The sequence below is a fragment of the Acinetobacter sp. ANC 5045 genome, from assembly GCF_004331005.1.
GTDB classification, from domain to species: domain Bacteria; phylum Pseudomonadota; class Gammaproteobacteria; order Pseudomonadales; family Moraxellaceae; genus Acinetobacter; species Acinetobacter towneri.
The window spans coordinates 204,299-227,360 of the sequence record NZ_SJNS01000001.1 but is presented as its reverse complement, the minus strand read 5'-3'; the positions used below and the strand labels follow the sequence as shown (position 1 = coordinate 227,360).

Annotated in this window: 18 protein-coding genes and 2 tRNA genes; 10 read left to right on the top strand and 10 right to left on the bottom strand. The window is 43.4% G+C overall.

The window, feature by feature from the left end; genetic code table 11:
* Nucleotides 1-129: 129 nt before the first annotated feature.
* Nucleotides 130-2,481, top strand: coding sequence for a Tex family protein (locus tag E0H79_RS01155; RefSeq protein WP_096901295.1), 2,352 nt, complete (start codon nucleotides 130-132; stop codon nucleotides 2,479-2,481).
* Nucleotides 2,482-2,569: 88 nt separating this feature from the next.
* Here E0H79_RS01155 and E0H79_RS01150 read toward each other — a convergent pair whose 3' ends face one another.
* The 4 genes from E0H79_RS01150 to E0H79_RS01135 form a co-directional block, all read right to left on the bottom strand.
* Nucleotides 2,570-2,881 carry a hypothetical protein gene (locus E0H79_RS01150; protein WP_019838218.1) on the bottom strand — a complete coding sequence of 104 codons (312 nt, stop codon included), beginning with the start codon at nucleotides 2,879-2,881 and terminating at the stop codon, nucleotides 2,570-2,572.
* Nucleotides 2,882-2,980: 99 nt separating this feature from the next.
* Nucleotides 2,981-3,277, bottom strand: coding sequence for a hypothetical protein (locus E0H79_RS01145; protein ID WP_004974421.1), 297 nt, complete (start codon nucleotides 3,275-3,277; stop codon nucleotides 2,981-2,983).
* A 199-nt stretch (nucleotides 3,278-3,476) separates the two neighbouring features.
* Nucleotides 3,477-4,364: an SDR family NAD(P)-dependent oxidoreductase gene (locus tag E0H79_RS01140; RefSeq protein WP_004974423.1), complete on the bottom strand. Its 888-nt coding sequence runs from the start codon at nucleotides 4,362-4,364 to the stop codon at nucleotides 3,477-3,479.
* Nucleotides 4,365-4,671: 307 nt separating this feature from the next.
* Nucleotides 4,672-5,949: an O-acetylhomoserine aminocarboxypropyltransferase/cysteine synthase family protein gene (locus E0H79_RS01135; RefSeq protein ID WP_004974425.1), complete on the bottom strand. Its 1,278-nt coding sequence runs from the start codon at nucleotides 5,947-5,949 to the stop codon at nucleotides 4,672-4,674.
* Between the two features lie 281 nt (nucleotides 5,950-6,230).
* Here E0H79_RS01135 and ettA point away from each other — a divergent pair, with 281 nt between their 5' ends.
* Nucleotides 6,231-7,892, top strand: a complete 1,662-nt coding sequence (ettA, locus tag E0H79_RS01130; protein ID WP_004974427.1) for an energy-dependent translational throttle protein EttA — start codon at nucleotides 6,231-6,233, stop codon at nucleotides 7,890-7,892.
* A gap of 128 nt (nucleotides 7,893-8,020) precedes the next feature.
* On the opposite strand, the gene E0H79_RS01125 is transcribed toward ettA, so the two are convergent.
* From E0H79_RS01125 to E0H79_RS01105, 5 genes are all read right to left on the bottom strand, one after another.
* Nucleotides 8,021-8,362: a hypothetical protein gene (locus E0H79_RS01125; RefSeq protein WP_004974430.1), complete on the bottom strand. Its 342-nt coding sequence runs from the start codon at nucleotides 8,360-8,362 to the stop codon at nucleotides 8,021-8,023.
* Nucleotides 8,363-8,516: 154 nt separating this feature from the next.
* A tRNA-Glu gene (locus tag E0H79_RS01120) sits at nucleotides 8,517-8,592 on the bottom strand.
* Between the two features lie 36 nt (nucleotides 8,593-8,628).
* Nucleotides 8,629-8,704 (bottom strand) — tRNA-Ala (locus E0H79_RS01115).
* A 57-nt stretch (nucleotides 8,705-8,761) separates the two neighbouring features.
* Nucleotides 8,762-10,270 (bottom strand): glutamate--tRNA ligase, encoded by a 1,509-nt coding sequence (gene gltX, locus E0H79_RS01110; RefSeq protein ID WP_096901292.1) that lies wholly within the window; start codon nucleotides 10,268-10,270, stop codon nucleotides 8,762-8,764.
* Between the two features lie 141 nt (nucleotides 10,271-10,411).
* Entirely contained in the window at nucleotides 10,412-10,699 is a 288-nt protein-coding gene (locus E0H79_RS01105) for a hypothetical protein (RefSeq protein WP_004974433.1), read from the bottom strand.
* A gap of 504 nt (nucleotides 10,700-11,203) precedes the next feature.
* Between E0H79_RS01105 and E0H79_RS01100 the strand changes: the two genes are divergently transcribed.
* From E0H79_RS01100 to E0H79_RS01065, 8 genes are all read left to right on the top strand, one after another.
* Entirely contained in the window at nucleotides 11,204-12,217 is a 1,014-nt protein-coding gene (locus E0H79_RS01100; protein WP_096901291.1) for a sulfate ABC transporter substrate-binding protein, read from the top strand.
* Between the two features lie 197 nt (nucleotides 12,218-12,414).
* The gene (gene rsmH / locus E0H79_RS01095; RefSeq protein ID WP_004974437.1) at nucleotides 12,415-13,326 is read left to right on the top strand and encodes a 16S rRNA (cytosine(1402)-N(4))-methyltransferase RsmH; all 912 of its coding nucleotides are present in this window, start codon (nucleotides 12,415-12,417) and stop codon (nucleotides 13,324-13,326) included.
* 11 nt (nucleotides 13,327-13,337) lie between these two features.
* A complete protein-coding gene (gene ftsL, locus E0H79_RS01090) occupies nucleotides 13,338-13,667 on the top strand; it encodes a cell division protein FtsL (protein ID WP_104852659.1) in 330 nt (109 codons plus the stop codon).
* A gap of 12 nt (nucleotides 13,668-13,679) precedes the next feature.
* On the top strand, nucleotides 13,680-15,503 hold the full coding sequence (ftsI, locus tag E0H79_RS01085) for a penicillin-binding protein PBP3 (protein WP_131260649.1): 1,824 nt from the start codon (nucleotides 13,680-13,682) through the stop codon (nucleotides 15,501-15,503).
* 10 nt (nucleotides 15,504-15,513) lie between these two features.
* Nucleotides 15,514-17,007: a UDP-N-acetylmuramoyl-L-alanyl-D-glutamate--2,6-diaminopimelate ligase gene (locus tag E0H79_RS01080; protein ID WP_131260648.1), complete on the top strand. Its 1,494-nt coding sequence runs from the start codon at nucleotides 15,514-15,516 to the stop codon at nucleotides 17,005-17,007.
* 9 nt (nucleotides 17,008-17,016) lie between these two features.
* Nucleotides 17,017-18,426 carry a UDP-N-acetylmuramoyl-tripeptide--D-alanyl-D-alanine ligase gene (locus tag E0H79_RS01075; RefSeq protein WP_131260647.1) on the top strand — a complete coding sequence of 470 codons (1,410 nt, stop codon included), beginning with the start codon at nucleotides 17,017-17,019 and terminating at the stop codon, nucleotides 18,424-18,426.
* Nucleotides 18,427-19,545, top strand: coding sequence for a phospho-N-acetylmuramoyl-pentapeptide-transferase (gene mraY / locus E0H79_RS01070; RefSeq protein WP_019836136.1), 1,119 nt, complete (start codon nucleotides 18,427-18,429; stop codon nucleotides 19,543-19,545).
* A gap of 70 nt (nucleotides 19,546-19,615) precedes the next feature.
* Complete coding sequence (locus tag E0H79_RS01065) at nucleotides 19,616-20,419, top strand: putative RNA methyltransferase (RefSeq protein ID WP_131260646.1); 804 nt, start codon at nucleotides 19,616-19,618, stop codon at nucleotides 20,417-20,419.
* A gap of 69 nt (nucleotides 20,420-20,488) precedes the next feature.
* Here the strand turns inward: E0H79_RS01065 and ponA are convergent, their stop codons facing one another.
* Nucleotides 20,489-23,041 carry a penicillin-binding protein PBP1a gene (gene ponA / locus E0H79_RS01060; RefSeq protein WP_131260645.1) on the bottom strand — a complete coding sequence of 851 codons (2,553 nt, stop codon included), beginning with the start codon at nucleotides 23,039-23,041 and terminating at the stop codon, nucleotides 20,489-20,491.
* Nucleotides 23,042-23,062: the final 21 nt, after the last annotated feature.

Sequence of the window (23,062 nt, the reverse complement as noted above, 5' to 3'; positions counted from 1 at the left end):
AATTTAGCCGAATTGGCAAAAATCGCCAAAAAACCACCATTTATAAAATTCATAAAACAATTGTGGATTTTATAGTCTTGGTCTTTATAATCATGGCTTTTAGTACTTATCCTTGTAGGATCACACACGATGACTGACTTAGTTCAGCAGTTAGCAAAAGAACTTGCCGTACGACCAAATCAAGTAGAAGCTGCCATCAAACTTATTGATGAAGGTGCTAGCGTTCCATTTATTGCACGTTACCGTAAAGAAGTGACGCAAGGTTTAGATGATACGCAGCTACGTCAGCTCGATACACGTTTATCGTATTTACGTGATTTATATGAGCGTCGCGAAAAAGTAATAGAATCACTCAAAGAACAAGATAAATTATCTGATGATTTATTGGCACGGGTTAACGCTGCTGAAACCAAAAATGCTTTAGAAGAAATTTACGCGCCTTACCGTCCAAAACGCACCAGTAAATCGTTTAAAGCTAAAGAAGCAGGTTTAGGCCCAATTGCAGCGCAAATTTTTGCAGAACAGGTTGAGCCAAGCGAAGCTTTAGCAGGCTTTAGTCATGCAGACTATCCTGATGCAGACAGTCAGCTAGATGCGGTACAACACATTCTGATTGATGAATGGGCACAAAATATTGCCTTAACCACAGAATTAAAAGAAATTTTTGCCAAAACAGCGGTATTAAAAAGCTTGGTTGCTTCTGAAGAGAAAAAAGAAGTGGGCAAAAAATTCCGTGATTACTTCGATTTTTCAGAAAACCTCAACAAAGTGCCTTCACATCGTCTATTGGCGATGTTGCGTGGTCGCCAAGAAAACGTCTTGGGCTTAAAAGTTGATGGTGAAGACAGTGCGCCTTTGGCACGTATTGAAACTGAATACAATTTAGATCAGATTCAGCCGCAAGCACGTCAGGACTTTTTAAAGCAAACGGCAAAATTGTTCTGGTTGGGCAAAGTGCGTCCACAAATCGAACATTCATTATTGACTGAAAAGCGTTTGGCTGCCGAAGCTGAAGCGATGGATGTCTTTGCAGAAAACTTGCGTCATTTATTGCTTTCTGCACCTGCAGGTGCGCGTTGTACGCTGGGCGTAGACCCTGGCATCCGTACAGGTGTCAAACTGGCTGTGGTGAACCAATCTGGCGATGTGGTTGCACATAGCACGGTTTATCCATTTGCACCTAAAGAAGACAAAGCAGGCGCGATTGAAGAACTTGCTCGTTTATGCCGTGAGCACAATGTTGATTTAATCGCGATTGGTAACGGGACTGCAAGCCGTGAAACTGAAGCGGTTGTGGCAGAAATGATGGCGGCGCACAGTGACTTGAAATTAACACGTGTGTCTGTATCTGAAGCGGGTGCATCTGTGTATTCAGCTTCTGAATTGGCATCGCAAGAGTTGCCAGAACTAGATGTGTCGATTCGTGGTGCAGTGTCGATTGCACGTCGTTTGCAAGACCCATTGGCAGAGTTGGTAAAAATTGATCCAAAATCAATCGGTGTGGGTCAGTATCAACATGACGTGAATCAGGCAGGTTTAGCAAAAACCTTAGAAGCTGTGGTAGAAGACTGTGTGAACTCGGTCGGTGTCGATGTCAACACGGCATCTTCAGCAATTTTGGGTTATATCGCAGGTTTGAATAAAGCCATTGCACAGCAAATTGTTGAATACCGTAAAGAACATGGCCGTTTTGACAATCGCCAAGCTTTGAAAAACGTACCGCGTTTAGGCGAACGTACTTTTGAACAAGCAGCAGGTTTCTTACGTATTCAGGCAGGTTCTGAGCCTTTGGATGCTTCTGCAGTGCACCCTGAATCTTATGGTTTAGTAGAAAAAATTGTGGCTGCCAAAGCGACCACGGTTAAAGATATTATTGGTAATACTGAAATTATCCGTTCGGTGAATGCTGAAGAATTTGTGGATGAGCAAGTCGGCTTACCAACTATTCAGGATGTTTTGTCTGAATTGGAAAAACCAGGTCGTGACCCACGTCCTGAATTCCGTACGGCTAAATTCCGTGAAGATATTACTGAAGTGGCGCAGTTGACTGAAGGCATGCAGCTTGAAGGTGTTGTAACCAACGTGACCAACTTTGGTGCTTTCGTGGATGTGGGCGTACATCAGGATGGTTTGGTGCATATTTCTGAGTTGGCCAATGAATTTGTGGCTGATCCGCATAAAGTGGTGAAACCAGGTCAAATTGTTCAAGTGCGTGTGTTGCAGGTTGATGTAGAGCGTAACCGTGTGAATTTATCGATGCGTCCTGAAGGTTCGGCTGCACCTGCAAAAGCAGCGCGTGCACCACGTCGTGATCAAGAACAGCGTACAGAGCGTAAGCCACAAGCGAAACGTCCACAGCAGTCACGTCCTCAGACTGAGCGTCCACAAGCGAAAAAACCACAAGCCGCTAAACCACAAGAAAATAAAATTGGTGGTTTAGGTGCATTGTTGTTACAAGCAGGGATTAAAGGTTCGAAGTAATTTTGAATTGCTCTAACAAAAAGCTCCCGAAATTCGGGAGCTTTTTGTTTTGCAGGAACATTTTTATATACAGATTTTTTGATGGATTTTAAATCAACGGTACAATCCAACTCACCAAAATCAGCATAATTCCCAAATGTCCAAGTTTACGAGTCACTGCGACTAGTTTTGACGGTGGTGCTTCAAGTTGGCGAGCATATTCCTGAAGATTTAAACCTTGTGAGGCTTTGCTGCTAAATAAAAATACGCCCAAATCAATACAAATTAAAATCGTGCCGACATCGGCAACAACCTCTAAAAGTTCATATTCTTGCTGATAAAGCGCCGTTGCAACCTGATAACTCAGAAACAAGGCAAAGGCAAAACAGCCATACTGTAAAATGAGGGCCAGTGCTCGCATAATCCATTCAAAATACTTAAAACAGCTGTGTTATAGCATAAAAATGCGGTGCAATTGAATGTTTTGTTATGGTTGAGATTGTGGATCTTAAATAAGCAATTAACGGATTAAGCCTTGCAGAACAAAACTTGTGGCAATACTGCCTGCTGCCAATTTAGACATGAAATAACTGTAATTAGAAGAGGCAGAAACTTCGGACATCGCACCAGATGAATGCGACATGGACACGGCAAGTTGGCTGCGATAGCCCAATTCGACTAACAAGACCACCAGGCCTGTCAGTGTCATCACTTGAAATGTGTCTACATGATTGCGCGTAAGCTCAGTATATAAGTGATAAAAACTTAAGCCCGCAGCAGAAAAACAAAATAGCTTAAACAGATACAGAGTTTTCATGTGTTGTACCTTTCATTATTGTAATGTCATTTTGAATGCTATTTCTTAAACCAATATTAAAATCACATGAAAAGTTGCGGCTGCACAATTTAAAAATTGTTGAAGTGATGTTGTATTGTTGTGCGCTGTTCAACCTAAGCTGTAAAAACAAATAGGCGACCCGTAGGTCGCCTAAAGCAAAACTTGAATTGTGTATAAATTACCAGTGTTCACCTGGGAACAAGCGCGCATACGCTTTTTGTACCCAGTTCAGTTTTTGCTGCTCGCCCACAGAAGCGGTAGAGCTTGGGAATAAGTTATAACCAATCGACATGAGTTTGTTGTTAATGTCTGGTGCAATCGCATAAGTGATTGAAGCCAAACGACCCAAATGTGTCGCAATTTTCTTCGGACGTTTCACAATCGCATAAGCAATTAAATCTGCCGCTTGCTCAGGTGAAAGGGTGGGCACGTACTTATAAATTTTGGTTGGTGCGATCATTGGGGTACGAACCAATGGCATATACACCGAAGTAATCGCAATTTTGTGTGTATGCGCTTCTGCAGATAGACAGCGACTAAACGCATCCAATGCGGCTTTAGATGCCACATAAGCCGAGAAACGCGTTGCGTTGGCTAATACACCAATCGAGCTGATGTTGATGATGTGACCATCTTTACGGTGCATCATCTGCGGCAAAATATTGAGTACCAAACGCACAGCACCAAAATAGTTGAGCTGCATGGTACGTTCAAAGTCGTGGAAACGATCAACCGACTCATGTACTGCACGACGGATTGAGCGGCCTGCGTTGTTAATTAAAATATCAATATGATCGACAGAGGCAAGAATTTGTTGCGATACAGCATCAATAGAGTCCATATCGTTTAGATCACAAGGGAAAACTGAAGCCTTGCCACCACGTGCTTCAATTTCAGCTTTGACTTGTTCGAGCGTTTCCTGAGTACGTGCCACCAAAAGCACATGCGCACCTGCATCGGCTAGCTTATGTGCCACGGTTAAACCAATACCACTCGATGCACCTGTAATAAGGGCAACTTTACCATTTACACGCTGTTGAAAAAGTTTCTCTAATTTTGGCTTCACGCTAATATTCCTGATTTAGATTCCTGAGTTGTCATTTTTATTGAGATTGATGATTCAAATTTCAGACTGAATTTGAACTGTTTTACTTGGCTTTATGATAGCCGATTGCACAAAAAAAGCTATGGAATAAGTGGTTGAATTTAAAAATGAATTTAGAGTAATTGCTCTATTTTTGTGAGCTGTATATCTTTATTTTTACCATGAAATAAAGCTAATGCAAAGACATACAAAGAAAAATTAAAATAAAAAAGCATCCTGTTGAAATTAATCAGCAGGATGCCAGTACAAAGTTTGAACTGATGAGTTTTTATACGGCTGCTAAAGCTTGCTCTAAATCGGCAATTAAGTCATCGGCATGTTCAATCCCGATGGATAAACGCACCATATCTTCACTCACACCAGCCGCTTTGAGTTCATCTGCACTCAACTGACGGTGAGTGGTGGTTGCAGGGTGGCAAGCCAGACTCTTGGCATCGCCAATATTGACCAAGCGTGTGAATAATTGCAGTGCATCAATAAAGCGGGTTCCGCCTTCACGGCCATCTTGCACACCAAAAGACAGAATTGCAGAAGGTTTGCCTTTCACATATTTTTGTGCCAACGCATGTTGCGGGTGATCTTTCAAACCTGCGTAATTGACCCATTTCACTTTTGGATGTGCCTGTAAATATTCCGCTACTTTTTGCGCGTTTTCAGTATGGCGTTCCATACGCAGGCTTAAGGTTTCTAAACCTTGTAAAATTAGGAATACGTTATGCGGGCTAATCGCTGCACCTGTATTGCGTAGTGGTACTACACGTGCACGTGCAATAAATGCTGCAGCGCCTAAGGCTTCTACATAGTTCACACCATGGTAACTTGGGTCAGGTGTATTTAAGGCTTTAAAACGCTCAGGATATTTGCCCCAAGGGAATTTACCGCTATCGACAATAATGCCGCCAATAGACGTACCGTGACCACCAATATATTTGGTCAGTGAGTGAATGATGATGTCTGCGCCAAAATCAAATGATTTTTGCAAGACAGGCGTGGCTACAGTGTTATCCACCACCACTGGAATGCCGTATTCGTGCGCAATTTTCGCAATCGCTTCAAGGTCAATAATATTGCCCAATGGGTTACCAATGGATTCTACAAAGACCAGTTTGGTTTTGTCATCAATCAGGTCGCGTAAGCTTTCAGGCTGTTGATAATCGAAGAAACGTACTTCAATGCCTTGTTTAGGCAAGGTGTGGGCAAATAAGTTGTAAGTACCGCCGTATAAAGTTGATACTGAAGCAATGTTATCGCCTGCTTCGGTAATGGTCTGAATTGCGTAGGTAATTGCAGCCATACCCGATGCTAAAGCCAATGCGCCAATCCCGCCTTCAAGTGCTGCAACACGTTGCTCCAATACTGCAGTGGTTGGGTTCATAATACGGGTGTAAATATTGCCTTGTACTTTTAAATCAAATAAATCGGCACCATGTTGCGTATTATCAAAGGCATAAGAAGTGGTTTGGTAAATAGGCACAGCCACGGCTTTGGTGGTTGGTTCTGGGCTATAGCCTGCATGAATGGCCAAAGTTTCGTCTTTATAGGTCATGTTTACTTCATCTTCGTGAGTTAAATTGGTTTGAGTCTAGCACTTTTAAATATGAAAGAAAGTGTAAAAATGCTGCAATATTTAGCTGTAAATTTGATATAGCAGGCAAAAAGTCCTGTGCTTATCCGCTGATCGCTAGAGTTGTAACAAAGCATGCAAGATGTTTGTGGTGTCTTATTTTTTCTCCGTATTCAGGTATAATACCCGATTATTTTTTCGCTCATTAGAGCAGGGGCTGCTCATCTGAGCCCCAGATTTGGTTTTCTATTGAGGAGTCCTACGTGGCCCAATATATTTATACGATGAACCGAGTGTCGAAAATGGTTCCGCCTAAGCGCGAAATCTTGAAAGACATCTCCTTATCATTTTTCCCAGGTGCGAAAATTGGTGTGCTTGGTTTAAACGGTGCAGGTAAATCGACTTTGCTCCGTATTATGGCGGGCGTAGATAAAGATTTCTCTGGTGAAGCTCGTGCACAGCCAGGCATCAAAATTGGTTATCTTGAGCAAGAACCACCACTAGACCCGAGCAAAGATGTACGCGGCAACGTGGAAGATGGTGTGCGTGAAGCTTTAGATGCTTTAGAGCGTTTAGACCAAGTTTTTGCAGAATATGCAGATCCAGATGCAGATTTCGACAAACTTGCAAAAGAGCAAGAGAAGTTAGAAGCGATTATCCAAACTTGGGATGCACACAACCTGAACAATCAGCTTGAACAAGCAGCGGCAGCATTAAATTTGCCAGCTTGGGATGCTGATGTTAACAAATTATCGGGTGGTGAGCGTCGTCGTGTGGCTTTATGCCGTTTGTTATTGTCTAAACCAGACATGCTGCTTCTAGACGAGCCGACGAACCACTTGGATGCAGAATCTGTATCTTGGTTAGAGCGTTTCTTAAAAGACTTCCCGGGTACGATTGTGGCAATTACCCACGACCGTTACTTCTTGGATAACGTTGCAGAATGGATTTTAGAACTTGACCGTGGACATGGTATTCCATATCAAGGTAACTACTCTTCATGGTTAGAGCAGAAAAATAACCGTTTAGAGCAAGAACAGAAGCAAGAAGAATCTTTTGCTAAAGCCTTGAAAAAAGAATTGGAATGGGTACGTTCCAATGCGAAAGGCCAGCAAAAGAAAAACAAAGCGCGTATGGAGCGTTTTGAAGAGCTTAACTCGCGTGAATTCCAACAGCGTAACGAAACTTCTGAAATTTATATTCCACCTGGCCCACGTTTAGGGAACAAAGTGGTGGAAGTGGAAAACATCAGCAAGTCATTTGGTGATCGCTTACTTTACGAAAACCTTTCCTTTACTGTGCCGCCTGCAGCGATTGTGGGGATTGTCGGTCCAAACGGTGCGGGTAAAACGACTTTATTCCGTATGATGACTGGCGAGCAGCAACCTGATACGGGCAGCGTGACTTTAGGTGACTCGGTAAAAGTGGCTTATGTCGGTCAGATTCGTGACACTCTAGATGATGACAAAACTGTTTGGGAAGAAGTTTCTGGCGGTTTAGACATTTTGAAAGTGGGCGATTATGAAATTGCATCGCGTGCTTATATTGGTCGCTTTAACTTTAAAGGTCAGGATCAGCAAAAACGCGTTGGTGAATTGTCGGGTGGTGAGCGTAACCGTTTACAACTGGCAAAAATTCTACAGCAGGGCGCAAACGTGATCTTGCTGGATGAGCCATCAAACGACTTGGATATTGAAACTTTACGTGCACTGGAAGATGCAATTTTAGTCTTCCCAGGTACAGTGATGGTGGTATCGCACGACCGTTGGTTCCTAGACCGTATTGCAACGCACATCTTGTCATTCGAAGATGAGCAACCAGAATTCTTTACAGGTAACTATACTGAGTTTGAAGAATATCGCCGTAAGAAATATGGTGATGATCTGGCAACCAAACGTAGCAAATACCGTAAAATTGGCGCTTAAGTCTAAAAACTTGAGTTCTCATTAAAAAAACCAGCCGAGAAGGCTGGTTTTTTTATATTTGCTCGATGATGTGGTCTTGTGATCAACCTAGCAACATTTTTCTTAATCTAGATGTAGACCAGTGAGGTTTAAACTTCCCACTCATGTGCACATTCACGGCACTTCCATTTTTTTTGTGACTGCATAAAGGCTTGCATAGAAATTTTGAAATCAGGCAAATCACGATAAAACAAGAAACCTGCAATTACACACAGCACAAATACCGCCACAGTAATGCTTTGTAAGGTTGTGCCTGCACCATCACCAAAAATCCACATGGCGATACTGATCAAGACAAGAAGTAATAAGACAAATACCGCTGGAATAAGCATCACCAAGCTTTTTGGCACCACAGGACGCGGTGTTGTTTGACCTGCCTGCGCAACAGGCATGATTTTTGGGCTTTGACATTTAGGGCATCGGTATTGCATTACAACTCCAAAATTCTAATCTGATCGTTATTCTAACCAAATGTACGGCAAATCAAAAACAGTCTGTCAGAAAACAGGGCAATAAAAAAGCCCAAGTCATTGCTTGAGCTTTATTATAAGATGAAGATAAGTGAATTTATATTCATCTTGAATATGGCGTCCCTACGGGGATTCGAACCCCGGTTACCGCCGTGAAAGGGCGATGTCCTAGGCCTCTAGACGATAGGGACTTGATGAGGCAACACAGGTAAAGCCTTATTTAAACTTGGTGGAGTCAAGCGGGATCGAACCGCTGACCTCTACAATGCCATTGTAGCGCTCTACCAACTGAGCTATGACCCCAGTCTGTGTGAGCGCAATATTAGGGCTATTGCGCTCACACGTCAACAAAAAAATGAATTAAGCTGGATCAATTGCATCATTTTTCGGCAATTTGATGCTTTCATTCAGTTTTTCCCAGACTTTAACTTCTTTTTTGCTTGGTCCGCCAACCACTTCTAAGGCATGACGCAAACGCGCAAAGGTCAGGTCAGGACCAATGGTGACCATGGTTTGCATCACAGGTGTAGATGCGGTTGAACCTGCAATTGCAATAAAGAACGCAGGCATGAAATCACGCAATTTGATTTCCATTTGGTTGGCTAAATCCATTAGGGTTTGGCTCACCGTGTCGTTGTTCCAAGTAAATAGACTTTCTAAACGCCAAATTGCAAATTGTAGGCTTTGACGCACTTGTTCTTCAGACAGTTTTTTACTTTCAAACTGTTCCTTGCTCAAGCTTGGGAAATGGTTGAAGTAATGTGCAGACCAATTGACCGCTTCTGAGAGTAAATTAATACGCGGTTGAATCGCGGCAGCAATCTCTTCCAATTTGGCACGATCTGCTTTCCAAGCCAATAAGGTATCTAACAGCTCAGCAGGTGAAAGCGCTTTAATCCATTGACCATTCAGCCAATTGAGTTTTTCCACATCAAAGATAGGGCCGCCTAGTGAAACACGTTGAATATCAAAGTGTTCAATCATTTCGGCTAAGGTGAATTTTTCACTTTCATCTGGCATTGACCAACCCATGCGACCTAAATAATTCAGCAAAGCTTCAGGTAATACGCCAATGTCTTTGTAGTAGTTGATTGAAGTTGGGTTTTTACGTTTAGATAATTTTGATTTGTCTGGGTTACGCAACAATGGCATGTGGCATAACACAGGCATATCCCAACCAAAATATTGATAAAGCAATTGGTGTTTCGGTGCCGATGGAATCCATTCTTCACCACGAATCACGTGAGTGATTTGCATCAAATGGTCATCGACCACGTTGGCCAAATGGTAAGTTGGCAAGCCATCTGTTTTCAGCAAAATTTGCATATCGACTTGCGCCCATGGAATTTCCACTTCACCGCGCAGCATGTCATTAAATTTACATACGCCTTCGGTTGGCACTTTCATACGAATAACATGCGCTTCGCCTGCCGCTAAACGACGCTGCACTTCATCTGCAGACAAGTTTAAACCACGACCATCGTAGCGCGGGCTTTCACCACGTGCTTGTTGTTCTGCACGCATTTGATCTAGTTCTTCGCTAGTAGCGAAGCAATAGAAAGCATGCCCTTGTTCAACCAATTGCAAGGCGTATTGCTTATAAATATCCATACGTTCAGATTGGCGATACGGTGCATGTGGGCCGCCGATATCTGGACCTTCTGCCCAATTTAAGCCTAACCAACGCAATGAATCCAAAATCATTTTTTCAGATTCAGGGGTTGAGCGCAGTTGGTCAGTATCTTCAATACGAAGAATAAATTCACCACCGTGTTGTTTGGCAAAACATAAGTTAAACAAGGCGATATACGCTGTTCCCACGTGCGGGAAACCAGTAGGAGAAGGCGCGATACGAGTACGAACAGTCATAAGCAAAAATTAATTCAAAATGTAAATTGCAACCATTATAACGAAAAAGCCCAAGTACTTAATGTTAAATTCAACATTCTGTACTTGGGCGTTTCAACTGCATTTGAAAAGGGGATTAAAGGCAGTGAGTTTGATGCAGACTTATGAGTTACCTTGCGGGAATAAGGCTTGTACGAAACGGCTAAAACGCTGATTTTGCAAGGCAAAGAAATTTTGAGTTGGGGCAAGATTAATTGAAGTCAGCACTTTTAAATCATTATTCGATTCAAACTTTTGCTTGTCTGCCTGTTTTTGCTGGGTAATGGCTTTTTCAATTAAAGAGCCTTTTGCCTCAGTTAAATTGGTTTTGCTTTCAGCAGATTTGATCACTGCACTGTGACCGACTGTACTTAAGCTGAGTAATACTGCGAACATGAGTTTAGATTTCATTTTGATTCCCCCTTTCCTTTATGAGTGAACTCACAATTTATAAATTGTTTTAATCACTTTAATATTTAATCACAAACATCATAACAAAAGTAGATTTGCGTCACACTCTTAATAAGATCTTTATCATCATTTATTCACTATATACCGATTTTTCAGATGATCTTTGATTTAGAACATGTTGTAACAAACAACTGTGGAGATATCGTGAAGATTGTTACAAAAGTCACAATAAAATAGTTTTGAAGCGGGTTTGATTGCTGTGATGTCGCTTATTTTACCGTTGAGTCTAAAAACGGATCAAAGTTTTATTCACTTTTCATATATCTAATCCATAAAAAGGTATAAATTTGGAATAAACGCCGCATCTTGAATTAAATTGATTAAAAACAATTAATTAAAGCTAAATTATTTGAATTTAATCATTTTTTGCATGTTTTTTACAAATTGCGCAGCGCCTGAGCATTGCATATATTGAGCGACAGATTAAAGGTGATGTGTGCTGTAATGAAAACTCAATTGAAAGCTTTATTGGCTGCTGCGCTATTGGCAACAGGTTTTGCTGCAACGACTGCTCAGGCTGCAGATCGTCAGTTTTTAAATGTATCGTATGATGCGACCCGCGAATTTTATGATGAATTTAACAAGTCGTTTGGTCAGTACTGGAAAAAACGTACAGGTTTAGACGTCAACTTTAAACAATCACATGGTGGTTCAGGCAAGCAAGCGCGTTCTGTGGTCGATGGTTTAAAGGGCGATGTCGTAACTTTGGCATTGGCGAATGACATTGAAGAAATTGTAAAGTCAGGTCAAATCCAAGCAGGTTGGCAAAAAGAATTTCCTCATAACTCTGCGCCTTATACCTCGACCATCGTCTTTATGGTGCGTAAAGGCAATCCGAAAAACATTAAAGACTGGAATGACTTAACCAAACCAGGCGTACAAATTATTACCCCTAACCCGAAAACAGGTGGTTTGCCACGTTGGGTGTATTTATCGGCTTGGGGTTATGCAGAAAAGCAGCCGGGCGGCTCTAAGGCCAAAGCGCAAGAATTTGTGGGCAAGATGTACCACAATGTAAAAGTGATGGATTCGGCAGCACGTGCGTCGATGACTACATTTGCTGAACGTGGCATTGGTGATGTGTTGTTGACTTGGGAAAATGAAGCCCTTGTAACTTTAAAAACCTTAGGCAAAGACAAGTTTGATATTGTTTATCCATCTATTTCTATTTTGACTGAACCTTCGGTGGCAATCGTAGACCGCACAGTAGAAAAAAATGGCAATAAATGGTTAGCGACAGGCTATATCAACTATTTATATTCACCTTTAGGTCAGGAAATGGCGGCTAAGCATTTCTACCGTCCACGTAATGAAAAAGTCCTTGCAAAATATGCAGCACAATTCCCGAAATTAAAAACCTTCACGATTGATGAAGTGTTCGGTGGCTGGGAAAATGCACAAAAAACACATTTTGTGAATGGTGCGATTTTCGACCAAATTTATAATACTAAGCGTTAAACAGATATCCATTTTCGGCTAATCTTTTATTGGATTGGCACACAAAAAAATCTCTACGGAGATTTTTTTGTGCTTTAAAAAAGTCAAAAACGGTTTTCCCTATGGAAAGTAATATTTATCTACAAAAAGACGTTTGGAGCTTTGCCAAAACAAGGTAATAATGTGCAGTTACATTTTAGCTGTATTGATTGAACCTTATGTCGCATATTTCTGTATTACTTCATGAAACTGTTGATGCCGTGTTGGCAGATCGCAATACAGGAATTTATGTCGATGCCACCTTTGGACGAGGTGGACACACGCGTTTGTTGTTATCCAAATTGGATGCGCAGGCACGAGTCTATGCCTTTGATAAAGATCCACAAGCTTTGGCCGTGGCAGCAGAATTGGCGCAGCAAGATTCGCGCTTTCAGATTATTCATGCCAGTTTTGCCGATATGCAGCAAGCGTTGAATGATTTGGGCGTCACTCAGGTCGATGGTGTGATGGCCGATTTAGGCGTGTCGTCACCACAGCTAGATCAGGCAGAACGCGGTTTTAGCTTTATGAAAGATGGCCCGCTTGATATGCGTATGGACAACTCACAAGGCCCGACTGCGGCAGAATGGCTGGTGGATATTGAAGAAGAAGCCTTAGCCAATGTGATTTTTCAATATGGTGAAGAGCGTTATAGCCGCCGTATTGCCAAAGCCATTAAACAGGCGGGTTATATTGAAACTACCGCACAATTGGCTGAAATTGTAAAAGTTGCCCATCCGAAGTGGGAAAAAAACAAACACGCTGCAACACGTACTTTTCAGGCAATTCGTATTGCGATTAATAAAGAATTAGAAGATATTGAAAACTTCTTGCCGCAAGCCGTTGAGGTGTTAAAACCCGAAGGTCGTTTGGCGGTAATTAGCTTCCATTCTTTGGAAGATCGTTTAATTAAACAGTTTATTCAAAAAGAATCGAGCCTGCCTGAAGATTCGGGTTGGGGCTTGCCACAACAGCAACAAGATACACGTCGATTGAAAAAAATATCACGTGTGCGTGCCAGTGATGAAGAAGTCAAAGCCAATCCACGCTCACGCAGCGCATGGCTACGTGTTGCAGAACGATTAGCTTGAAAAGGCCAATAATGAAAACTGAAACCGTTGAAAAAAATCAATCTCAAGTGCGACTGAAAAAAATGGTCGCCTATTTTATTTTATTGGCGCTGGTATTTATCAGCGCGATTATGGTGGTGTTTCAAGTGTTTGAATATCGCCATGATTATCGTGAGCTGAGTTCTTATATGCGCGAGCGAGATGACTTAAATGCCGAATGGGGGCGTTTGTTAATTGAACAGCAGACCTTTGGTGCAACTGCACAAATTGGCACCCGTGCGGTGACGCAACTGCGTATGTATTCACCGCCCGCACCGCAAACTGTGGTGATTTCTTTGCCTACAACCTCAGAACAACAATAAGGCGAGTTGCACATGGTCGATACGCGTAAAAAGCAAACCCGAAAGAAACAGCAATCGGTAACTGGAAAAAATGCCATTCATGTAGAAATGTGGCGTTTTTACTTAATGTGGGCTGTGGTACTGCTGGTGTTCGTGGCACTGGTGGGACGTGCTTTTTATGTGCAAATTGTGAACCATGACTTTTTACAAAACAAAGCCAATGCCAATATTTTAAGAACAGAAAAGCTCAAAGCTATGCGCGGGGTGATTTATGATCGCCACGGTGTGCCTTTGGCAATTAGTACCCCTGTAATGAAAGTGGTGATTGATCCACGTGATTATTTTGACAATAAAAAACTGTTTGAAGAAATTACAGCCGAGTTGGAAAAAAATCCGACCAGTCGTAAATTGCAGCGTCAATTGCCAGATAAAAACTTGAATTTAGATGAACTTGCCGATGCAGTTGGGATGGATCGCCAAGAACTGAAAAATAAAATGAACGAGCGTCCGCGTTCACGTTATTTGGTTTTACAAAAAGAAGTGCCGCCGCAACAGGCAGAGCTGATTCTAAAACGTAATTTCCAAGGGGTATATACCGAGAAAAACTATAAGCGTTATTACCCGCAGCCACAGCCCAATGCGCAAATTATTGGCTTGACCAATAGCGAAGGCACAGGTATTGAAGGTTTGGAAATGCAGCTGAATACCCGCTTGGCAGGCGTGGATGGTGAACAGCAAATCGTGCGCGATAAAAAGGGTAACCGTGTCAAAGACCCAGAAGTGGTGAGAGAGGTTGAACCGGGTGAAAATATTACTTTAAGTATCGACTCGCGTTTGCAATACATCATGTACCGTGAGTTGACTGCTGCAGGGGTGGCCAATAATGCACGTTCTGCGACAGCCATTGCGGTAGATGTTAAAACAGGTGAAATTTTAGCGATGACCAGTTGGCCGTCGTATAACCCGAATGACAAAAAAAGTTTGTCCAATAAAGATGCCATGCGTAACCGTGGCGCGGTCGATTCTTTTGAGCCGGGTTCGACCATGAAACCGATGACGGTGGCAATGGCACTGGAAAGCGGTAAATATTCACCGAATACCGTGGTCAATTTAAGCGGTGGTTCAATGCGGGTGGGTAATCACACCATTCGCGATACTCATAATTATGGGTCACTGACTCTGGCGGGAATTATCCAAAAATCGTCAAACGTGGGTGTGGCGAAAATTGCTTTATCTTTACCGTATGCAACCTTACCGACTTTTTATAAGCGTTTAGGGTTTGGTGCACGTTCTGCTGTTAAATTCCCGGGTGAAAGTGCAGGTTTAATCTTGCCGCCAAGTAAATGGAATGTATCAGAAGTGGCGACCATGTCCTATGGCTATGGTTTAAATGCCACTGTGCTGCAATTGGCAGATGCCTATGCCATGCTGGCCAATAAAGGCGTTAAAATGCCGCTTAGCCTATATAAGCTGGAAGAACAGCCCAAAGGCGAACAAATTGTTGATGCTAAAATTGCCGATCAAGTTCTACTGATGATGGAAGCCGTAACGTTACCCGGTGGTACGGCACGTCAAGCCAATATTCCAGGCTATCGGGTTGCAGGTAAAACGGGAACAGCGCATAAACTTCGTGCAGACCGCAAAGGCTATTCACAGACTGAATATCGTGCCTTGTTTGCTGGGGTTGCGCCAGTCAGTGATCCGCGTTTAGCCATGGTTGTCGTGGTGGAAAATCCAACAGGACAGTATTATGGTGGTTTGGTGGCAGCGCCTGTATTTGCTCGTGTGATGCAAGAATCTTTACGTTTAATGAACGTACCTTTAGATAAACCTTTAGAAACTCCCAACATCCAATAACAGGTGACGCATGTCGATTCGCTTTCAAAATATTTATCGCAGTTCCCGCGTTGCAGATTGGATGATACAAGACTTTCAGGGCTTTCAACTTGACAGCCGCCATGTGACAGTAGGGCAAATTTTTATTGCCCTGACCAGTTTGTCGCAGCCTGAAAAAACCGCACAATTTGCACAAGCAGCTTTAGATCAAGGTGCTTTGGCGGTGATTTCGGAAACTGAACTGGCAGTTGCCAATAATTTGGTGGTGCCAGATGTGCGTCAGCGCATGGGACAGTGGCAAAAACAATATTTACAAGCACGACAGCCTGTACCTTTAGCGCGTATGCTTGCAGTCACGGGCACCAATGGTAAAACCACGATTTCCCGCTTAATTGCTGAGTTGTTAATGTTACAAGCCCAACGCTGTGCGGTAATGGGCACCACAGGCAACGGAATTTTGCCTAATTTGGAAGCTTCAACACATACCACTTTAGATGCCTTACAACTGCAAAATGCTTTATACAGCTATGCACAACAGGGGGCAAAATTTGCCGCAATTGAAGCCAGTTCACATGGTTTGGAGCAAGGGCGCTTAAATGGCTGCGATATTGAAATTGCGGTATATAGCAACCTGAGCCGTGATCATTTGGATTATCACGGTACTTTAGAGGCGTATGCTGCAGCCAAAGCCATGCTGTTTCAGTTTGCCAGTTTAAAAGTTGCAATTGTCAATTTAGATGATGAATATGCTGGGATCATGTTGCAAGCGGCGCAACAGAACCCTGCGCAACCGAAAATTTTGACTTATTCCACGCAGCAAGCGGCAGACTATCAAGTACAGCAGATTGAATACAGTCTGAATGGTGTACGTTTCCATCTACAAACTGCTACGGCAGAATATGTGGTGCAAAGTCCGTTGCTCGGACATTTTAATGTTGAAAACTTGGTCGCGAGTTTAATCGCAGCAGAGCAAGCAGGTTTTGCATTACAGGATTTAATACACACGACTGCACAACTCAAAGGCGCACCAGGGCGTATGCAAGTGTTGCGTGATGCAGAGCGTTTATTTGTGGTGGATTATGCACACACGCCAGATGCCCTAATTCAAGTGTTGCAAACCTTAAAACGCCATGTCAGCGCACAGCTTTGGGCGGTGTTTGGCTGCGGTGGAGATCGGGATCGTGGTAAGCGCCCACTGATGACCCAAGCGGCATTGGACTATGCCAATGTTGTGCTTTTGACTTCAGATAACCCACGTACTGAAGATCCTTTGCAAATTTTTGCCGATATGCAGACAGGTGTCGATTTGTCGGTGGCACAGAGCCATGAAATTCATGATCGTCGTGAAGCGATTAAATATGCAGTCAAACATGCACAGTCAGGCGATATTGTCTTGATTGCAGGCAAAGGTCATGAAAACTATCAAGAAATAGATGGGGTAAGACACTGGTTTGACGATGTGGTTGAAGTGCAATCTGCGATAGATGCACAGCATTGTTCACCTTCTGCTTATCCTGCCCAATAAGGAATTTGTATGCACACTTCCACCACCAGTACCGCAATTTTAGAACCTTGGACTGCCGAACAACTCAAACAGGCAACACAGGGTTATTGGTTCAATGGGCAAGCACCGCAAGGCGAGATTAAACGTATTTTAACCGATTCACGCCATGCTGAAGCAGGCGATGCCTTTTTGGCTTTAAAAGGTGAGCGTTTTGATGCGCATGATTTTGTGGCACAAGTAGCGACTCAGGGCTGTTCTATGGCAATTGTCAGCCAGCCTGTAGACGCAGATATTTGCCAATTGGTCGTGCCTGATACCCGTTTAGCTTTAGGACACTTGGGCGCATTTCGTCGTCAGCAACATCCTCAATTAAAAGTGATTGCGTTAACAGGCAGTAGCGGTAAAACCACCACTAAAGAAATGCTCGGTAGTATTTTGTCACGTTTGGCACCGACTTTAATTACCCGTGGCAACCTGAATAATGACTTGGGTGTGCCGATGATGTTGTTGGAGTTGAATGCAAGCCATCAATATGCAGTGATGGAATTAGGCGCCAGTCATCAAGGTGAAATCGATTACACCTCAAACTTGGTGCAGCCGCAGGTGGCAGGCATTATCAATATTGGTACTGCGCATTTGGGTGAGTTTGGTGGACGTGAGGGCATTTGTCGGGCCAAGTCTGAAATTTATGCACATATTGCCTCGCAAGGTACAGCGATTGTCCCTGCTGCCGATGATTTTGCCGAACAGATTCAGCAAGCGGTTCAGTCAGAACAGCGTCTAAGTTTTGGTGAAGGCGGTGATGTGTTTGCGACAGACATTCAGTTGCAGCCACAATTGGCAAGTTTTTGTTTAAATACCACGCATGGTGTGCGTCAGATTCATTTGCCATTTGCAGGTGAACACAATGTACAAAATGCTATGGCTGCTGCTGCTTTTGCACTGGCAATTGGTGTGAGTTTAGATGATATTGTCGCAGGCTTGGAACAGGCACAGGGGGCAAAAGGCCGTTTGAACTTTATTCAGCAAGGCACACATTTATTCATTGATGACACCTATAATGCCAATCCAACCTCTATGCGTGCTGCAGGTGAAGTCCTTGCACAGCAAACAGGTGTGCGAGTTATGGTCATTGGTGATATTGGTGAGCTGGGCAATAGCGCAGCACAACAGCACTATATGTTGGGGCGTGATTTGGTGTCTATTCGTGGCATCAACTTTGTGGTGGCAGTCGGTGAATTTGCACCTGCGACCCAAGAAGGTGCGCGCAGTACCCAATATGGAAAAAAATTACAGGCTTTTGTCACTCAAGAACAAGCCTTACCGTTTTTAATTGATCTGGTAAAAACACATCAACCTCAGTCCATGAGTTTCCTATTTAAAGGTTCTCGTTATACCCATATGGAAACGTTGATGGCTGCATTGATGGAGAAAATTTAAATGCTGTTATGGTTATTTGAACAGCTGGCGGGCTATAACAGCTCGTTTCAGGTGGTTCGTTATTTAACATTACGTTCATTACTGAGTGTATTGACTGCGCTTGGCATCGGTTTGGTGCTAGGCCCTGTGATGATTCGTAAATTACAAGCATTAAAATACGGTCAGGCAGTCAGCTCTTATGCACCTGAAGGGCATGCCAAAAAAATGGGTACGCCAACCATGGGCGGGGTATTAATCCTGCTTTCCATTGGTATTTCGACCCTATTGTGGGCAGATTTATCTAACCCTTACGTCTGGATTGTACTGGCAGTTATGGTCATTTTTGGCGCTGTAGGCTGGGCAGATGACTGGATTAAAATTCGCTACAAAGACAATGCGGGTTTGCCAGCGCGTAAAAAATTCTTCTGGACTTCGGTAGCATCATTGGGTGCGGGTATTGCATTGTATGTGATTGCAACCCAACAGCCAAATCCTGCACAAACTGCAGATATGCTGGATGTGTTGATTCCATTTTTTAAAGATTTCAGCATTCCATTGTCGTTGATTCCACTCGGTATTGGCTTCATTATCTTTACCTATTTGGTGATTAATGGTGCCTCAAATGCGGTGAACCTAACTGATGGTTTAGATGGCTTGGCGATTATGCCAATCGTATTAGTTGCGGCCGGTTTGGGTGTATTTGCCTACTTGGCAGGGGATGTTCGTTTTGCCGATTATCTGCATATTCCTTATGTGAAATATGCGTCTGAGTTGGTGGTAATCTGTGCCGCGATGATTGGTGCAGGCTTAGCCTTCCTGTGGTATAACGCGCATCCTGCACAAGTCTTTATGGGCGATGTCGGTGCACTGTCTTTGGGGGCAATGCTAGGTACGATTGCCGTCATGGTACGGCAGGAAATCGTATTTGCGATTATGGGCGGGGTGTTTGTGGTTGAAGCGATTTCGGTATTCTTGCAAATTGGTTCACTACGCATGCGCAATAAACGGGTATTCTTAATGGCGCCGTTGCATCACCACTATGAAAAGAAAGGCTGGCGTGAAACCCAAGTGGTGATTCGGTTCTGGATTATCACAATTATGCTGGTGGTTTTAGGTTTAATGACCTTAAAATTACGTTAAGCCTATCCAACCGAAAATTTTAAAAGTCGGCACTCGCCGACTTTTTATGTCGTCCACTCTGGAGAAAATGATGAATTTGCTGATGTGTCCTGTATGTCGTCAGGTATTGCAACTGCATGATCGAACATGGCGTTGTGCCAGCAATCACAGTTATGATGTTGCGAAACAAGGCTACGTCAATTTACATGTGGTGCAACATAAGCACAGTAAAAATCCAGGGGATACACCTACTTCTGTGCAGGCACGCCGTGCATTTTTAAGTGCAGGGCATTATGCGCCCTTGCAACAGGCGGTGGTGCAAAAAATTCGTGCCTTACGCATCGAAAATTTGTTGGATATTGGTTGTGGTGAAGGTTATTACACTGCTGCCATGCAAGGCGAAGTGTTGCAGTGTGTCGGGGTGGATATTGCCAAGAATGCCGTACAAGTAGCGGCAAAATTGAATTCCGCAGTGACTTGGGTGGTGGGGACAGGAGCAACCTTGCCTGTTTTGGAGCATTGTATTGATTTATGTGCCAGTCTGTTTAGCCCAATCCCGCAACATGAAATTTTACGGGTTTTAAAACCACTAGGTTATTTGTTGGTGGTGACGCCTGCGCCTGAGCATTTATTGGCGATGCGTCAAGCGTTGTTCGAAGAGGTAAAGCCACATGAACCCGAAAAATTTATCACCCAATTACAAACTACTTTTGATTTGATTGATGCCAGCGTGGTGGAAACACCATTACAGCTCAATCAAAGCGATTTAATTCATTTAATTGCTATGACACCTTATGCCTATAAAGCCAAAGCAGAGCGCCGTCAGGCATTGGAACAGCGAACCCAGTTTGACGTGACAGCACAGCATCAAATTTATCTGTTTCAGAAAAAATAAGTTTGAATAGCCCATAAAAAAGCCCTCATCTTTGCATAAGAGGGCTTTTTTCTGACTGCTTGTCTGTGGTTATAAGACTTCGTCAATTAAGTTTTCTAAAGCATCGGGAGCAGGTTTAGGTGCTGCATTTGGTTTAGCAGGGTTGTTGCTTGGCGCTTGCATGGCAGGCGGTGCAGCGTTGTCAGGAATTAATACTTCCTCGCCTGGTAAATCGTCAAAATCTCGCTCAGGCGCACGTGCTGGCGCAACAGGTGCAGGTCGATACAGTGGACGTGCCAATGGCGGTGAAGCACGATAATCCTGCTTCTGTTCTGCATTCATTTGATTGAGTTCACGTTGTGGCGCTTTGGCTTTGCTGTCTAAACTGACCCATGCTTCAGGTGTGCCTTTAAGTGCATTGCCCATAAAGTCTGTCCAAATTGGCAGCGCTGCAACCCCCCCATATTCACGACGTCCTAAAGTTGTTGGTTGGTCAAAGCCCACCCAAGCCACAGTCACCAGTTTGCCGTTGAAACCTGCGAACCAAGCGTCTTTTGCATCGTTGGTGGTTCCTGTTTTACCGCCAATATCACCACGACCAATTCTGAGCGCAGCACGTCCAGTACCATGTTGAATTACGTCACGTAAAATATTGGACATATCATACGCCGAGCTAGATTTTAAAATACGTTGTGCCTGTTTGTACTGACTACGCTCTGCCAATAATTGTGGATCCTGTTCAGCTTGTGCCAGTTTTTTATTGGTCACTTCAATCACTTCATCATCTGGTGTGGTGGCTTCGGCGCTTTCAGTCGTTTGTTCTTTGGAATTAATACAAGCAATACACGCATATTCAGGATTGGCTTGATAAATCACCTTGCCATAAGCATCTTCAATACGGTTAATGAAGTGCGGTTGAATACGGTAACCACCGTTGGCAAAAGTGGCATAGCCCGTTGCCATTTGAATAGGCAAAACTTGTGGTGTACCCAATGCAATGGTGTAGTTACGCGGAATCTGATCTTCCTGCAAACCAAAATCCATGAATAGTTGGCGGGTACGCTCAATACCGACTTCTTGTAATAAGCGTACCGAAACCGTGTTACGAGATAAATAGAGAGCACGACGTAACGGAATCATGCCTAGATGACGACCATCGGAGTTACGTGGTGACCATTTGCCAATGGTGATTGGACTGTCATTGACCATGGTGTGTGGCGTCATACCACGCTCTAAAGCCAGAGCATACACAAAAGGTTTGATGGTGGAACCCGGTTGACGCCAACCTTGTAAAGTACGGTTGAACTTAGATTGATAGAAATTATATCCACCGACCAACGCTTCAATGGCGCCATTATTTGGGTTAATTGCGACCAATTGACCTTGCACTTTTGGTACTTGTACCAATGACCAAGCAGTTTTATTTTCATTTGGACGTAAACGGACAATATCTTTAACTTTTACAATCTGTGCCGCGCGACTTGGCGCATTGCCTACACTGTTGGCATTGCGATAGGGGCGTGCCCAAGACATACCTGACCACGGTACAGTAACCGTTGTGCCATCTTGCATTAACGCTTCAAAAGAATTATTCAGCACTTTGCTGACTTGCGCAGGGTAGGTGTTGGCATAAGCACGAAACTCGTTCAGCGGTTTGTCGTGTGCCTCTGCGCCACGCCAACCGTGGCGACGGTCATAGGCTTCTAAGCCTTCTTGAACCGCCTGTTCTGCATACATCTGACGTTTGCTGTCTACCGTCGTATAAACTTTATAGCCTGAATCAACAGCTTGTTCGCCAAATTTACTGACCAGTTCAGCACGTACCATTTCCCCAATATACGGATGTTTATTGCTGATGCTGCGGTCTGGCATATCTAAATTAATGGGTTCAGCAATGGCTTTTTGATATTCATTTTGATTGATATAGCCCAGTTGCAGCATACGTCCCAAAATCCAGTTGCGACGCTCCAAAGCACGTTCAGGATTCACCACAGGATTGTAGCGCGAAGGTGCTTTAGGTAGGCCTGCAATCATCGCCATTTGTGCAATCGACAGTTCTTCTAGGCTTTTGTTGTAATAAATTTTGGCAGCTGCCGCGATGCCATAGGCATTTTTACCCAAAAAGATTTTATTGACGTATAAAGTCAAAATTTCTTCTTTGCTTAGGTTCTGTTCAATTTTACGTGCTAAAAAGATTTCGGTGAGTTTACGCTTTAAGGTACGTTCAGGACTGAGATAATAGTTTTTTGCTACTTGCATGGTAATGGTTGAGCCACCAGTTTGCACATTGGAGCCTGTTACCGCCTCGCTCAACGCGCGCCCTAAGCCTTTGAAGCTAATCCCACTGTGTTCAAAAAAGGCAGAATCTTCTGCAGCTAAGAATGCAAAAATGAATTTTTCAGGAATATGTTCATAATCGACAGGCACAGAAAGCTTGCCGCCATACTCGGCAATTAGCTCATTATCGGCACTATAAACCTGCAATGGTTTTAATAATGGCGCTTTTTTTAAGGTGGTCATTTCTGGCAAAGATGGGGCAATATAGAGATACATGCCATAGAAACCCATCGGTATTGCGACCAAAATTATAATTATGATCAAAAAAAATGGATGAACACGACCCGAACAAGATAGCTTTTTCATAACAAGTGCGTTTTAATAAGC

Bases quoted from the DNA above. Each gene is read 5' to 3' on its own strand.
- E0H79_RS01155 (WP_096901295.1), top strand. From the start codon at position 130: ATGACTGACTTAGTTCAGCAGTTAGCAAAAGAACTTGCCGTACGACCA.
- E0H79_RS01150 (WP_019838218.1), bottom strand. From the start codon at position 2,881: ATGCGAGCACTGGCCCTCATTTTACAGTATGGCTGTTTTGCCTTTGCC.
- E0H79_RS01145 (WP_004974421.1), bottom strand. From the start codon at position 3,277: ATGAAAACTCTGTATCTGTTTAAGCTATTTTGTTTTTCTGCTGCGGGC.
- E0H79_RS01135 (WP_004974425.1), bottom strand. From the start codon at position 5,949: ATGACCTATAAAGACGAAACTTTGGCCATTCATGCAGGCTATAGCCCA.
- E0H79_RS01125 (WP_004974430.1), bottom strand. From the start codon at position 8,362: ATGCAATACCGATGCCCTAAATGTCAAAGCCCAAAAATCATGCCTGTT.
- gltX (WP_096901292.1), bottom strand. From the start codon at position 10,270: ATGACTGTTCGTACTCGTATCGCGCCTTCTCCTACTGGTTTCCCGCAC.
- E0H79_RS01105 (WP_004974433.1), bottom strand. From the start codon at position 10,699: ATGAAATCTAAACTCATGTTCGCAGTATTACTCAGCTTAAGTACAGTC.
- E0H79_RS01100 (WP_096901291.1), top strand. From the start codon at position 11,204: ATGAAAACTCAATTGAAAGCTTTATTGGCTGCTGCGCTATTGGCAACA.
- rsmH (WP_004974437.1), top strand. From the start codon at position 12,415: ATGTCGCATATTTCTGTATTACTTCATGAAACTGTTGATGCCGTGTTG.
- ftsL (WP_104852659.1), top strand. From the start codon at position 13,338: ATGAAAACTGAAACCGTTGAAAAAAATCAATCTCAAGTGCGACTGAAA.
- ftsI (WP_131260649.1), top strand. From the start codon at position 13,680: ATGGTCGATACGCGTAAAAAGCAAACCCGAAAGAAACAGCAATCGGTA.
- E0H79_RS01080 (WP_131260648.1), top strand. From the start codon at position 15,514: ATGTCGATTCGCTTTCAAAATATTTATCGCAGTTCCCGCGTTGCAGAT.
- E0H79_RS01075 (WP_131260647.1), top strand. From the start codon at position 17,017: ATGCACACTTCCACCACCAGTACCGCAATTTTAGAACCTTGGACTGCC.
- mraY (WP_019836136.1), top strand. From the start codon at position 18,427: ATGCTGTTATGGTTATTTGAACAGCTGGCGGGCTATAACAGCTCGTTT.
- E0H79_RS01065 (WP_131260646.1), top strand. From the start codon at position 19,616: ATGAATTTGCTGATGTGTCCTGTATGTCGTCAGGTATTGCAACTGCAT.
- ponA (WP_131260645.1), bottom strand. From the start codon at position 23,041: ATGAAAAAGCTATCTTGTTCGGGTCGTGTTCATCCATTTTTTTTGATC.